The organism is Streptomyces sp. So13.3 (assembly GCF_005860785.2).
Classification (GTDB): domain Bacteria; phylum Actinomycetota; class Actinomycetes; order Streptomycetales; family Streptomycetaceae; genus Actinacidiphila; species Actinacidiphila fildesensis.
Genome location: NZ_CP048835.1, coordinates 9,421,608 through 9,434,183 on the forward strand (window position 1 = coordinate 9,421,608; position 12,576 = coordinate 9,434,183).

12 protein-coding genes and 5 pseudogenes are annotated in these 12,576 nt (G+C 68.1%); 12 read left to right on the top strand and 5 right to left on the bottom strand.

Annotated features, from left to right (window positions below):
- Window positions 1-37: 37 nt before the first annotated feature.
- Both C8250_RS42165 and C8250_RS45005 read left to right on the top strand, forming a co-directional pair.
- On the top strand, window positions 38-442 hold the full coding sequence (locus tag C8250_RS42165) for a hypothetical protein (protein ID WP_138358760.1): 405 nt from the start codon (window positions 38-40) through the stop codon (window positions 440-442).
- A gap of 1,118 nt (window positions 443-1,560) precedes the next feature.
- A pseudogene (locus tag C8250_RS45005) lies at window positions 1,561-1,725 on the top strand (ATP-binding protein); the annotation flags it as partial.
- 1,041 nt (window positions 1,726-2,766) lie between these two features.
- Here the strand turns inward: C8250_RS45005 and C8250_RS42180 are convergent.
- Together C8250_RS42180 and C8250_RS42185 are read right to left on the bottom strand one after the other, a co-directional pair.
- Window positions 2,767-3,453, bottom strand: a pseudogene (locus C8250_RS42180) (ISAzo13 family transposase); the annotation flags it as partial.
- A gap of 130 nt (window positions 3,454-3,583) precedes the next feature.
- Window positions 3,584-4,818, bottom strand: a protein-coding gene (locus tag C8250_RS42185) for an IS3 family transposase (protein ID WP_232486191.1) whose coding sequence is annotated in 2 segments (ribosomal slippage) — window positions 3,584-4,495 and window positions 4,498-4,818 — 1,233 coding nt in all. Because the reading frame shifts where the segments join, the coding sequence is not laid out codon by codon here.
- Between the two features lie 46 nt (window positions 4,819-4,864).
- On the opposite strand from C8250_RS42185, the gene C8250_RS42190 reads away from it, so the two are divergent.
- Together C8250_RS42190 and C8250_RS42195 are read left to right on the top strand one after the other, a co-directional pair.
- Window positions 4,865-6,229: an IS4 family transposase gene (locus tag C8250_RS42190; protein WP_187145210.1), complete on the top strand. Its 1,365-nt coding sequence runs from the start codon at window positions 4,865-4,867 to the stop codon at window positions 6,227-6,229.
- A gap of 17 nt (window positions 6,230-6,246) precedes the next feature.
- A pseudogene (locus C8250_RS42195) lies at window positions 6,247-6,933 on the top strand (ISAzo13 family transposase); the annotation flags it as partial.
- Window positions 6,934-6,987: 54 nt separating this feature from the next.
- Here the strand turns inward: C8250_RS42195 and C8250_RS42200 are convergent.
- Window positions 6,988-7,254: pseudogene (locus C8250_RS42200) on the bottom strand (ASCH domain-containing protein); the annotation flags it as partial.
- Window positions 7,255-7,558: 304 nt separating this feature from the next.
- On the opposite strand from C8250_RS42200, the gene C8250_RS42205 reads away from it, so the two are divergent.
- From C8250_RS42205 to C8250_RS44620, 4 genes are all read left to right on the top strand, one after another.
- Entirely contained in the window at window positions 7,559-7,816 is a 258-nt protein-coding gene (locus tag C8250_RS42205; protein WP_138359165.1) for a hypothetical protein, read from the top strand.
- The gene (locus tag C8250_RS42210) at window positions 7,813-8,193 is read left to right on the top strand and encodes a hypothetical protein (RefSeq protein WP_244809746.1); all 381 of its coding nucleotides are present in this window, start codon (window positions 7,813-7,815) and stop codon (window positions 8,191-8,193) included. Before C8250_RS42205 ends, C8250_RS42210 begins: the two co-directional genes overlap by 4 nt.
- 202 nt (window positions 8,194-8,395) lie before the next feature.
- Window positions 8,396-8,773: a hypothetical protein gene (locus tag C8250_RS44295; RefSeq protein WP_232486303.1), complete on the top strand. Its 378-nt coding sequence runs from the start codon at window positions 8,396-8,398 to the stop codon at window positions 8,771-8,773.
- Entirely contained in the window at window positions 8,734-9,324 is a 591-nt protein-coding gene (locus tag C8250_RS44620) for a hypothetical protein (RefSeq protein ID WP_269290079.1), read from the top strand. Before C8250_RS44295 ends, C8250_RS44620 begins: the two co-directional genes overlap by 40 nt.
- Before the next feature lie 65 nt (window positions 9,325-9,389).
- Here the strand turns inward: C8250_RS44620 and C8250_RS42220 are convergent, their stop codons facing one another.
- Both C8250_RS42220 and C8250_RS42225 read right to left on the bottom strand, forming a co-directional pair.
- The gene (locus tag C8250_RS42220; RefSeq protein WP_187145377.1) at window positions 9,390-9,791 is read right to left on the bottom strand and encodes a DUF6479 family protein; all 402 of its coding nucleotides are present in this window, start codon (window positions 9,789-9,791) and stop codon (window positions 9,390-9,392) included.
- A 493-nt stretch (window positions 9,792-10,284) separates the two neighbouring features.
- Complete coding sequence (locus C8250_RS42225) at window positions 10,285-11,148, bottom strand: SigB/SigF/SigG family RNA polymerase sigma factor (RefSeq protein WP_138359167.1); 864 nt, start codon at window positions 11,146-11,148, stop codon at window positions 10,285-10,287.
- A 139-nt stretch (window positions 11,149-11,287) separates the two neighbouring features.
- Here C8250_RS42225 and C8250_RS42230 point away from each other — a divergent pair, with 139 nt between their 5' ends.
- The 4 genes and pseudogenes from C8250_RS42230 to C8250_RS42240 all read left to right on the top strand — a co-directional run bounded on the left by C8250_RS42230 (window position 11,288) and on the right by C8250_RS42240 (window position 12,463).
- Window positions 11,288-11,611, top strand: a complete 324-nt coding sequence (locus tag C8250_RS42230) for a hypothetical protein (protein ID WP_306665080.1) — start codon at window positions 11,288-11,290, stop codon at window positions 11,609-11,611.
- Window positions 11,605-11,727 (top strand): annotated as a pseudogene (locus C8250_RS44300) (helix-turn-helix domain-containing protein); the annotation flags it as partial. The gene C8250_RS42230 and the pseudogene C8250_RS44300, both read left to right, overlap by 7 nt.
- A gap of 61 nt (window positions 11,728-11,788) precedes the next feature.
- Window positions 11,789-12,175, top strand: a complete 387-nt coding sequence (locus C8250_RS42235) for an STAS domain-containing protein (protein ID WP_187145211.1) — start codon at window positions 11,789-11,791, stop codon at window positions 12,173-12,175.
- A gap of 81 nt (window positions 12,176-12,256) precedes the next feature.
- Window positions 12,257-12,463, top strand: coding sequence for a DUF1508 domain-containing protein (locus C8250_RS42240; protein ID WP_187145212.1), 207 nt, complete (start codon window positions 12,257-12,259; stop codon window positions 12,461-12,463).
- The last annotated feature ends 113 nt before the right edge of the window (window positions 12,464-12,576 follow it).

Genomic DNA, 12,576 nt, shown 5'->3' on the forward strand with positions numbered 1-12,576 from the left:
TCTGGGCGATGGGGTGCTGCACGGTGAGGACTCCTCAATGCCGCTCCGGCTGAGGGCCGTGGACGAGGTGATCAGGACTGCGGTCAGCGCGGCGGGCATCGACCCGGCGCAGGGCCGTCCGACCGTCGTGGCCGACGCCCAATCGAACAGGACGGGCTGGATGGCCGTCCGCGAGAAGACCGCCGCACAGTCGGAGATGAACGCGATCTGCGCCGACCTGGAGCGCCAGGGCTGGACGCTGAACCCGAACGGCGACCGCCCCGACGCCTCCCGCAGCTACAAGCGCGGGGGTTGGTACCTGCTGGTGAGCACGCGCGGGAAGACCCAGGTGCCGTCCACCACTTCCGCCTTGACCGACTCGCAGACCTACCTGACTCTGGCCGGGCTCCAGCTGAACCTTTCCGACATACCCCTCCCCGAGATCACCGTCCGTATCGGCTGACCCCTCGCAGAGAAGCCCACACCGTCTTCCGGGGACACCCCGGTGTCCTGGGCCCGGCCGAGTTGGCGGGCCCTGTGCGGGAGAGCATGTCCCACCTGTAGCCGCGCCCGGCATAGCGACGTCGCTGCTTTCGTCGCTGCGGCAGACCCGGATGAAGGGCACCTCGATGCTTGGGTCGATGCGCGGCTTGGCCCGGTGGTTGAACAGCCAGGCGACCTCGGGATGGTTGGGGGAGTAGCGGACCCTCCCAGAGCCCCTGCTGCGCTGGGAGCCCGCAGGGCCCGCGGATCGCACCGAGGAATGCTCCTACGGCTCGTCTGCCACCGGCGGTTCCAACGCCGCTGACTTCGCCCGCCGTACGGACGTCGTCGGCGGCGATGTCAGCGCGGCCGTGCAGTAGTGGCTGTTGGATCGACTTCGATCCCGACGTGCTGGCCGCCTACCGGCCCACTGGAAAGGGCCGAGTCGAGCGCCAGGTCCTGTTCGTCCGCGACCACGTCTTGGCCGGACGCGCCTTCTCCTCGATCGAGGAACTGGACTCCGCATTCACTGCCTGGGTTCCGCTGCGGCGGGCCGAAGTCCACGGCACCCACGGCGAGGTCATCGGTCTGCGGGCGGTCCGCGAACACATGGCTCTCCGCCCACTGCCGGCCACTCCATACGTGGTCGCCCAGCGGCACCTCCGCTACGTCGGCAAGGACTGCCTCGTCGCCTTCGAAGCGAACCTCTACTCCGTGCCGGCTCTATGGATCCGCCCGCGGCAGCTGGTCGAGATCCGAGCCACGAAGTCCCAGGTCACCCTGCATGCCACCACACCCAACCGCCAGGGGGAGACTCTGCTGGCCACCCATCCGCGGGCAGTTGGCCGCGGGGCCCGGGTCGTGGACGGGCGGCACTGGGACGGTCTGCCCACCGGAGCCGGCCGCCGCGTCACAGCGGGCGGAGACGTGCCCGCACCCCGCCGACAGGACGGCGTGTCAGAGGCGGGATCGCTGTGGGCCTTGTTGAACCGGGCCGCGGCCACCCAAGTCGAGGTCGGCCGCAGACCGGTGTCGATCTATGACGAGCTGACCGGAACACCCGCCCCTTCACACCCACCAGACCACGAAGGAATCGTCTTGAGCGAGCTGGTCTCCACCCGCATCCGCAACACGGCCGCCAAGCTGGGCCTGCCCCACCTGGCCGAGGCCCTGACCCAGTACGCGCAGCGGGCCGACGAGGCCAAGATGGGCTACCTCGACTTCATCGACCTGGTCCCCTCCGAAGAACTCGCCGTCCTCGATGGACCACAGGGCGTCGACTCGACCAGGGCCTTGGCCGCGGACCACGGTGGTACGGCGAATGCAGGGGCGTCCCGGGCGGTCCCCCGGTATGGTCGGCGGTCCGGGGCGCTGGCGGGTTTCCGGATGCCGAATCCCTACCGGTTCCAGGAGTGCTCCGTGTCTCACGATGTCTCAGGCGACGCCCAGGTCACACTGATCTCCATCGGCCGGTCGGAGCCGGAAGCCTGGGAGGTCCAGCGCCAGCGCCGGAAGATCGTCGGCGGCGTGATCGCCCTGATAGCAGTGGCCGGCGCCATCGGATGGGTGGTGGTCACCGGGAACGAGGATTTCAAGGCGGTCAAGCACACGGCCGTGCTTCCGGACGGATTCGGCGCTTACACCGCTTCGAGGCCCGGCACACCCGAACAGGCCGGGCTGAGGAGCTCGAACACGGACCCCAACAAAGGCTATGCAACGGTTAGTTACGGCACGGCCGACGGCAAGGGGCTCGTCATCGAAGTCACTCTGGATCCCGCATTCGCGCAAGAGCCGGGAGAGGCGATCCAAGAACTCGCCGTGCTTTTCGGAACGAAGGTCGACAGCACGACCGTGAAGGAGTACGGCGCGGGTTCCGTGGGCGGAAAGATCCTCTGCGTTGACATGAGAACAGCCGCTAAAGCGGTCACCCAGTGCGTCTGGCACGACAAGTCCGCGAATGTCACGCTGTCGTCCCTACGCGACCATCACACCGTGATCTCCGCCGACGCGCCCGACGACCTCCGCGCCTTCATCAATGCTCTGCGACTCACGGTGAAGTAACTCATGGCATTCGGGCATGCGACTTCGTCTCTGTCCGAGCCGGGGGTTCCGCTACATGGACGCCGACGGGCGCCCGGTCACTGGTCCCGTCCGGGGTCGATGCCAGTATCGCGGCAGCGCGGTGGAGCGGCAGTCCGCCGCGGTGCGGGAGCTGTCTCGCTGGGCGTTCCCCGAGCCCGACGTCGTCCCGGACGATGCGCCGGCCTCGATCGAGCAGGCACGCGCATAAGAGCTTGCAGATCATTAACACGTCGTCTTGATCTTGGTTGCGGGCTCGCCGGTCAGGGTGAGGACGCGGGCTTGGAGAACGGCGAGGGTCGCGGGTGGGGCTGCTGCGGGCGGGATGGTGATCCTGTGCGCCTTGATCAGTTTCCTGTTCTTGAGGAGGGTGCGGTGCATGGCCGTGCGGCTGCTGCCGAACAGTACGGCCAGGGGTTCCGCGGCTAGCGCGACCCGCAGGTGAAGCACGGTGGCCAGGACTTGTTCGGGGAAGGTGAGCCGGGGTGGACGGCCGGTTTGGGTATCACCGTCAGGAGCCAACGTTGTGGTGAGTTCGTCCAGTTGGGGGCGGGTCATCCCGGTCAGGGCGGGATCAGAGAGCAGGGCCTGGTCCCACTTCGAGGCGGGTTCTTGCGGGGTTCGCGCCGCTGGGACGGTGGGGCAGGGCTGGGGGTGGAGGTCATAGTTCCAGTCACCGTGGAACGTGTGCCGGACCAGCGGCAGGGCGGCCATCTCCGCGTCGCCGATCTTCACGCCGGTGGGGTAGCTGTTGGTGTCGAGGGCGGCCTTCACGCGTAACCCGGTGGGGGTGGTGGTCGCCGCGATGCTGTTCACGATGACTTCGTGGCTGGTCAGCGGGCGGCCACGCCAGTTCATGGTGATGTGCGAGAAGAGTCGGTGCTCGATCTTGTTCCACTTCGATGTGCCTGGACAATGCCGTTGCTTGAACTCGTTAAGCAGTTCGCAGTGACGCTGCAGGGGCGGGGTCGTTGGACCAAGCATGCATCCTTGGGTGGGGTTGTCGGGCCTTCCCCCGTGATGGTGGGCACGCGGTTATTGATCACGCGGCGAGCGTGAGTTTAGCGTTGTGGTGTCGGTGTTCGTAGGCGTCGGGGCTGAGGTGGCCGTTGGTGGAGTGTCGGCGGCGGGTGTTGTAGCGAGTCAGCCAGGCGAAGACGGTGCGGCGGCAGGTGGTGGCGTCGCCGTAGTCGTGGGCGCTTTGGAGGGTCTCGCGTTTCAGTGAGGCGTGGAAGCTTTCGCAGGCTGCGTTGTCGGCGCTGGTGCCGACCGCGCCCATCGACCGGGTGACCCCGAGGTGGTCGCAGAGGCCGGCGTAGGCCCTGGATCCGTACTGGGCTCCGTGATCGGAGTGAAAGACCGTGCCGTCCAATGAGCCGCGGGTGCGGGCGGCCATCCGGAGCGCGTCGGAGACCAGGTCCGTGCGCATGTGGTCGGCGATGGACCAGCCGACGATCTTGCGGCTGAAGCAGTCCAGCACGGTCGCGAGATAGAGGAATTTCCCGCCCGCAAGCGGGAGATACGTGATGTCGCCCATGAGCTTGCACCCGGGCTCGGTGGCGGTGAAGTCCCGGCCGAACAGGTCGGGGACGGTCCCGGCTGCCGGGTCGGGGACAGTGGTGCGGACGCGTCTGCGCAGGCGGATCCCGGTGATGTCGAACGCCCGCATGACCCTGGCGATCCGCTTCTCGTTGACCGCATGTCCCCTCTCGCGGAGCTCGGCGGTCACCCGCGGGGAGCCGTAGGCGCCGCCGGACTCGCCGTGGACCTCACGGATCTTCTCGGCCAGGACCAGGTCCTCGCGCTGCCGCGCGGCACGGGCTTCGGCGCCGGCGAGCCACTTGTAGTAACTGGACCGGTTGACGTCCAGGACCTGGCACAGCCGCTTCACCTCGTAGGTGGCCCGGAGGTCGTCGACGAACTGGAAGCGGCTGATCACCAGTTCGTCTCTCCGGCGAAATACTTGGCCGCCTTGCGGAGGATGTCCCGCTCGGTCGCGAGCTTGCGCTCACTCGCCTCGAGTTCCGCCACCCTCGCCTCCAGGCGCCGGACCCGCTCGTCCGGATCAGCGGACGCGACCGCTGCCGGCCGGGAGGGAGGCCGCGCAGCCGCGGCGGTGACGCCACGGCGTTCGCGGTCCCGCAGCACCCACGCACGCAGGGTCGCCCGGTTGATGCCCAGGTCAGCGGCGATGCTCTTGTACGTCGCCCCGGGTGTGGACTCGTACAGGGCCACAGCATCGGCCTTGAATTCGTCCGAATAGTCCTTCAGCGCCATCGGCGGTCTTCTCGCTTCCTCCGGATCAAGCAGATCCAGTATCAGCGTGTCCACCACACAGGGGGAGGCCCCGTCAGATCATGTGCGGTTGGGGGTGGTGACGCGGTGGGTGACGCCGGAACTGGTTGCCGGGGTGCTGGAGAAGTGCCGGGTCCGGGACAAGAAGCCCGGCGCGCTGCCCGCTGGGTTCATGGTCTATTTCACCCTTGCGCTGGCACTGTTCCAGCAGGACTCATACGACGATGTAGCTGAACAACTGGTCGGCAGTGTGCCAGAGTTGAGTGCGTGCATTCCGAACAAGTCGTCGTTTACCCGGGCGCGCGGGCGTCTGGGGCCCCTGGTGCTGGAGGCCGTGTTCCAGGAGCTGGCCGGCCCGTTGGCGCCGGTCGGGCTGGAGGGCTCCTTCTACCACGGTATGCGGCTGGCGGCGGTGGACGGGTTTGTGCTGGACGCGCCGGACACAAAGGTGAATCGGGCTGCGTTCGGCGGACCGACCAAGAACGGCCAGTCGGCGGGGTTTCCCCAGGTGAGGGTGGTGACACTGACCGAGTGTGGCACCCACGCGCAGATCGACGCGGCGGTGGGCGGCTTCAACGGCGGCGAGCGGGAACTCGCGATCACTCTGGCCGGCTCGGCAGCCGGGATGCTCGTGGTCATGGACCGCAACTTTCCCGGAGTCGCCTTGTGGAAGGCGTATCTGGAAGCCGGGTCACATCTCCTGCTCCGGGCCCGTTCACCAGTGGCCCACCGTCCGGTCGAGCATCTGGCTGACGGCACCTACTTGGCGAGGATGAACCTGGCCGGGCAGAAGGGCGCGCACCCCGGCGGTGTACTGGTCCGGGTGATCGAGTACCGCATCGACGGCGGTGAGATGGTCAGGCTACTGACCGACCTGCTGGACCCGGTGGAGTACCCGGCGGCGGAGCTGGCAGCTCTGTACCGGGAAAGATGGGAGGCGGAGTCGGCATTTCGGCAGATCAAGACGTTCCAGCGCGGACCGGCCGAAGTTCTGCGCTCTGGCGACCCCGCCCTTGTCCGGCAGGAGGTCTGGGCTCATCTGACGGTGCACCACTGCCTGACCCGGGTCGTCATGCAGCTGGCTGACGACAACGGTATCGACCCGGACCGGGTGTCGTTCGTCAAAGTCCTCAAGCACACACGCCGTAGCGTGGTCCGCCAGTGCGCGGACACGCCGACGAAGATCAAGAAGTTCCTGGCCGTGATGGCGGCAAAGGTCCACCGCAAGCTTGACAACGGCACCCGGCGTCTACGGGAGGCGGACCGGCACCTGAAGCGCCCGGACTCGAAGTACTCCTCCAAGCTTTCCTACCGAATCAACACCCGGGACCGGCAACCCACACGGAGGGTCGAGCCCAAGGTCATCACTCTGCATCCCGGGATAGTTCACTAATCAAGCAACGGCATTGTCCAGGCACATCGAAGTGGAACAAGATCGAGCACCGACTCTTCTCGCACATCACCATGAACTGGCGTGGCCGCCCGCTGACCAGCCACGAAGTCATCGTGAACAGCATCGCGGCGACCACCACCCCCACCGGGTTACGCGTGAAGGCCGCCCTCGACACCAACAGCTACCCCACCGGCGTGAAGATCGGCGACGCGGAGATGGCCGCCCTGCCGCTGGTCCGGCACACGTTCCACGGTGACTGGAACTATGACCTCCACCCCCAGCCCTGCCCCACCGTCCCAGCGGCGCGAACCCCGCAAGAACCCGCCTCGAAGTGGGACCAGGCCCTGCTCTCTGATCCCGCCCTGACCGGGATGACCCGCCCCCAACTGGACGAACTCACCACAACGTTGGCTCCTGACGGTGATACCCAAACCGGCCGTCCACCCCGGCTCACCTTCCCCGAACAAGTCCTGGCCACCGTGCTTCACCTGCGGGTCGCGCTAGCCGCGGAACCCCTGGCCGTACTGTTCGGCAGCAGCCGCACGGCCATGCACCGCACCCTCCTCAAGAACAGGAAACTGATCAAGGCGCACAGGATCACCATCCCGCCCGCAGCAGCCCCACCCGCGACCCTCGCCGTTCTCCAAGCCCGCGTCCTCACCCTGACCGGCGAGCCCGCAACCAAGATCAAGACGACGTGTTAATGATCTGCAAGCTCTTATGCGCTCATTTCGACGTGGTGAGCGATAGGCACATGGTCAATTGGCGAGCCGAAGGTCGGTGACGAGGCGGAAGCGCTCAAGGACCACCAGCGTGGCGTCGTTCACGGTGAATGTGGCATCGCCCAACGCGGCCCGCATCTCCGGGCCGTGCCAAAAACGCTCATGGCCGCCGCGCCACTCGGCCACGGTCGTGTGACCCTCGCCTTCGTCCATCGCATGGGCGAGGTCTACTTGCGCCAATGGCAGGACGCGCACGCTGGTCACCTCGATGACGGCGACCGGACGGTCAGTGGGATCGACTACCTGGGCGCCGTCGACATTGTCGGTACCCCCTGCCTGGTGCGGTGGATCAACGCTACTCGCCCCCGAGCCTCGTGTGTCGGGCCTGGAGAACGCCCGACCGTCTGGCTCCCGAACGCACAAGAGCGGCCGGTCGCCACCGCATTGGGCCACGAACCGCTTCGCGGGAGCCGGCCGGCCGAAGCCGCGCCCGAAAGCGTGATCCCTCACTGCCGGCCGCCACCGGACCCGCAGGCACCGACCACACGAAGAGAGTAGATGGGTACGTACCCGTACCCATATGCTGGTGGGGATGGAAGGAGTCCGAGTGTCTGACGCAAATGTCCGCATTCCCAAGGAAGCCAAGGACCGGCTCGCCGCGATCGCGGCGAGCGAGGGCCTGTCGCTGCGCGCCTACCTGGCCCGCCTCGCAGAGACGCTGCTCACCCCGCAGGAGCGTGCCGAGCGTGCCGAGCAGGCCCGCATCGCGCTGCAGGAGTGGAATGGGTACGCCCCGACTGCGAGCGATGAGCAGGATCTGGACCGTGAGCTGGACCGCCGCCTGGCACAGGTGACCGCCCGGTGAGCGACGCGATGCACATCGTCCTGGACGACACCGCCATGACGGCCGCCGGCCAGGGCAACATCCTGGCCTCCCGGCTGATCCACCGGGCCCACACCGAACCGGGCTGGTTCCTGTACGCTCCGGCCTGCGCCTTGGTCGAAGCCGACCGCACCCGACCGGGGACAGCCGAGCACATCGCGGCTCTGCCCGGCATCACGGTGCTGGACCTGGACCTGTCCGCCGCGCTGGCCGTGGCGCAACAGGAGACGTGGGCCGCCGCCCACGCGCAGTACACGGCACAGCCCACGCCGGACCGGCCGGACGGCGCGATCGTGGCCACCACGGCGGCGAACCGCTGGGAGGGGCAGCCTGTTCGCGTGCTTGATCTCACCCCCTGACGCTGTTGATCATCCGCCCTGAGCTGGGGTCGCGATGCCGAAGATATCGATCAACTAGATGAGCGCTATGATCGTCGTCGGGGTGATCTTGGGCTGTCTGCACCATGGGCATGCGACTCGTGTGAGTAGTGATGCACTCGCGTCCGGGGCCGTATGGTGAGGCGTCAGTAGTCCGAGGCTGACGGTGGTAGGCATCGGCTTCATGGACTGGACGCTGCCCGAGCCGATACTCGCCGCCCCCGTGATGAGCTCTAGTCTGCCGGTGAACTATGCAGCCGAGCCGAAGTGGGAAGGGTATCGGGCGCCGGTGGCCCACTACGCGGACGGGCATGTCGTGATCCGGTCGCGACGCGGCACCCTCATGACGACGGCCCTTCCGGAGATCACCGCCGCCGCATCCGCGCTGCCCGCGGATGTCGCGTTGGACGGCGAGCTGATCGTCTGGGAGGACGGGCGGCTGGCGTTCGAGCGACTGCAAGGCCGACTAAACCGCACCGCTGCAGGAGCTGCCGCGTTGGCCGCGCAGTGGCCGGCCCATTCGTGGCGTTCGATCTCCTGCGTCATGGCGCCACCGATCTGACGAGCCGCCCGTACGCCGAGCGCCGCGCAGCATTGGAGCGTCTCTTCGCGGACTGCGAGCTGGGGCCGCCCTGGGCGTTGTGCCCGTCGACGACCGATCCGCAGGTTGCGGCAGAGTGGCTGTCCTGGTCGGCGGTGGGTATGGAGGGGCTCACCTTCAAGCGCCTGACCCAGCGCTATTTGCCGGGCGAGCGCCGATGGCAGAAGTACCGTTCCCGGCCAGTACGGAGGCGATCGTGGGTGCGGTCAGCGGCTCACTGTCGGGGCCCACCACGGTGTTGTTGGGGCGATTCGATACCGCCGGACGGTTGCAGTACGGTCGGCCGCAGCACGGTGCTGGCACAGAAGTTGAGACGGGCCCTGGCCGATCAGCTCAGCCGGACTGCGGGGGAGCACCCGTGGACGGGGTGGTCGTTCTCGGCCGGCTGGCGCAGTAAAAAGAGCCTGGTCGCGGAGTTGGTGGAGCCGCTGCTGGTCGCCGAGGTGGCTCTGCGGACGTCTCGCTGGATTCGTCAGGGCAGTGGAGGCATCCCGTGCGCTGGCTACGGGTGAGATCCGACCTCGCCCCACGCGCCGCTCTTCCGGAAGATCTGCCCGGTGTCGAGGTACTGCGCTGGTTAGCGCCCGTCAGACGGGCCAGGCTCGTCCCCCGCCCCCGCCCCCGCCCCCGGCGAGGCCGGGCTGTCGCCTTGGCCGGTCGTGGCGTTGTCACGGCTCTCGTCGGGGTGCGTTGTATGGACGTCCCGGGTGTAGGGGTCACCGGCTGGACCGCGGTCTTGATGGCCCGGGCCATGATCGGGCGGAGTGGGCTGGCCGAGTTCATCCCGGGTCTGCCAAGAGCCAGAGCGCAGCTGCGGCCCGGCTGGGGGCGGCGGCTTGCGGCGGCGCAGCCGCATGCCGTAGGCGACCGCTGCGATGAGCAGGGCCACCATGACGACACCGATGGTCAAGGGCGCGATCCCCACCAGGAAGTCATGGGTCACGGCCAGCTCGCGGAACCCGACAGCATTTGCTCTCATACACGACAAAATACTCTCCGGTTCGCGCCCCACGCAGCTGCGCGGTCCCGCCACTGCGGTGAGGCTTTGCCGGCCCGGGGCGCGGAGGCACCCAACAGTCGTTCGCCTTGCTACGGATCCTGGAGGAAGGCAGCGATCAGTACCTACAGGTTCGGGTGGCGCTGATCGAGATGAACCTGTCGCTGGTGCGCTTCATGGCCCGCCGACTCCGCAGCCCGGACTAATAGTGGGTCGACAGGCCACTCTGCGGGTACGGGCCGTGGGGAGTGTCCATGTCCACCCGCCGGGCGTCCTGGGGCTATCACTCGTTCGGGTGTGGGCTGCCGGGGAGGGTGCCAGCGACGGGCGACGCCCGCCCCGGCAGCCAGGGGCGGCGTGGCGTGGGACAGGCAGGTCGGCGCCACACCGCGTTGTGGAAAGGCGCCTATGACGGCGGCCCGGATGGCGACGATACCGGTGAGCAGGGGGTTGCGGCCGGTGGGCGCGCGGGAGTTCACGCGCTGAGGAGCCCGGTGCGCAGGGTGGCTAGGGTGCGGGATAGGAGGCGGGAGATGTGCATCTGGGAGCAGCCGAGGACGGCGCCGATCTCGGTTTGGGTCATGTTCTTTGCGAAGCGCATGTGAAGGAGGGTGCGTTCGCGGTTGCTCAGGGCGGCCAGGAGGGGTTTGAGGTCGAGGAGTGTCTCGACCAGGTCCAGGCCGGGGTCGGTTGCGCCGATTCGCTCGGCGAGGGTGTGCCTGCTGGTGCCGGTGTCGTCGTGGGCGGCCGGAACGTCGAGGGATTCGGCGGTGTAACCAGCAGTGGCCAGGACGCCCTGGTGGACTTCGGCGGTGCTCAGGCCGGTGTGCTGGGCGACTTCGGCGGTGGTGGGTGGGCGGCCGAGGTCGGTGTGCAGGGCCTCGCGGGCCTTGAGGAGGATGATGCGGCGCTCTTGCAGGCTGCGGGGGACGCGCACGGCCCAGGCGGTGTCGCGGAAGTAGCGTTTGATCTCGCCGCTGATGTAGGGGATGGCGAAGGTGGTGAATTCCACCTGCCGTTCCAGGTCAAAGCGGTCGATGGCTTTGATCAGGCCGACCGTCCCCACTTGGCGGATGTCCTCGCTCAGGTCGGCCCGGTTCGCGTACCGTCCGGCGACGTAGCGGACCAGGGAAATGTTCAGCACCACCAGCGTGTCGCGGGCGTAGCGGTACTCCGCGCTGCCTGGCGGGACCTGCCGCAGGCGAGCCAGGAACGCCTTCGACAGCTGCCGGGCTTGCTGCGGGGGGACCTTTGCCGCGTCCTCGATCCAGGGGAGCACTGCCGACGGGCAACACCCGTCGGCGCGGGCGCCCCGGTCCGTGGTTGCACGTGCCCCCATGTTCCGGCCTCCAGACCAGCATTCCTGCCCGATAAGCAATATTTCACCCCATTTGACACTAGTCATTCGGGTCGTCGTCGTAATGGCGCCCGCTGCGTTACGGGGCGCGGCCGGCAGGGGCCGGTGGCAGGCTGGGGGGATGGATGATCGGCAGGCTCGTGTGGTGGTGCACCCCTGGCTGGACGGGGAGCGCCGGGTGACCGTGGACGGAGAACTGGTCGGAAGGGCGGTGGTGCTCGAAGACCTGCGGGAGTTCCTGGCACTGGCCGGCCTGGACCGCGAAGCCCTGCGGGACCCGGCGGTAGTGGCGCGGTCACGGACCGGACACGTGGAGCGCTGCCCCGGCGGCCCGGCCATGACCGACGCGGACCCCGATTTCCTGGCCGTGCTGACTAAGTCGCGGCCGGCGCGCCCCGCAGGCGGCTCAGCGCGGCCGACCGGGCCGCGTGCGGCACCGATCTGAAGGCCGCCTACGGCCGGGGTGGCTCGATTCGCGCACTGGCTACCGCCACCGGACGCTCCTACGGCTTCGTCCACCGGGCCTTGACCGAGGCCGGCGCCTGTTTGCGGGGACGCGGCAACCCTCGCCGACATTCCCCCGGGGTGGGCAGAACCCCCGTGCCTGGAGATGATGGGGAGCATGCCTTCCCTACCGCGGCTGCAGATAGATCAGATCGCCCACCCCCGGACTGACCTCGCCGTCCTGGCCCTGGCCGGCGAGCTGGACCTGGACACCGAGCCCCTTCTGGCCGCCGGCATCGCCGCTGCGATGACGCCCGGGCGGCACCGGCTGATCCTGGAATGTAGCGGGATCACGTTCTGCGACTCACGCGGTTTGAGCTACATCCTGGGCGTGCGACTGGACCTGAACGACCGCGACGGGTCCCTGATTTTGGCGGCTCCCGGCGCCCAGTTCCTGCGCACCATGCAGATCATCGGCGCCGACCAGGCCCTGACCTTGACTCCGGGCGGCATCACCGAGGCCGTCCTGCTGCTCCCCCCAGACCCGAGCGCCGCGGCTCTCTGACCGGGCGCGCCGCCGTGGCGGGTGGTGCTGCGGGTCATACGGTGCGGGTGGCTGTCGTAACGCAGGAAGCAGGTGGTCGCGGTGACCGGTGGGTTCGAGATCTACCAGGACAGCGCCGAGCTGTGGCGGTTTCGCTACCGGACCGACCTGGGCGAGATCATCGCGGTCAGTGATGAGGGGCTCAACAAGCAGTCGAGCATCCGCAACGTCATCGACTACATCCAACGCAACGCCGCCCAGGCCCCCATCCAGGATGTCACCGACAACACGGCCGGCCCGGAACAGTAACGCCTCATCCGTGCCATGCGGCTCTCATAAGCGAGCGCCGCGATGCCGGGTTCGCCGCGGACCAGCCGGACATGCGGTGGCGCGGCGGACAAGTGTGGTGGGCTGTGCTGTCG

Bases quoted from the DNA above. Each gene is read 5' to 3' on its own strand.
- C8250_RS42165 (WP_138358760.1), top strand. From the start codon at position 38: ATGCCGCTCCGGCTGAGGGCCGTGGACGAGGTGATCAGGACTGCGGTC.
- C8250_RS44295 (WP_232486303.1), top strand. From the start codon at position 8,396: ATGGACTGGACGCTGCCCGAGCCGATACTCGCCGCCCCCGTGATGAGC.
- C8250_RS42220 (WP_187145377.1), bottom strand. From the start codon at position 9,791: ATGAGAGCAAATGCTGTCGGGTTCCGCGAGCTGGCCGTGACCCATGAC.
- C8250_RS42225 (WP_138359167.1), bottom strand. From the start codon at position 11,148: ATGGGGGCACGTGCAACCACGGACCGGGGCGCCCGCGCCGACGGGTGT.
- C8250_RS42230 (WP_306665080.1), top strand. From the start codon at position 11,288: ATGGATGATCGGCAGGCTCGTGTGGTGGTGCACCCCTGGCTGGACGGG.
- C8250_RS42235 (WP_187145211.1), top strand. From the start codon at position 11,789: ATGCCTTCCCTACCGCGGCTGCAGATAGATCAGATCGCCCACCCCCGG.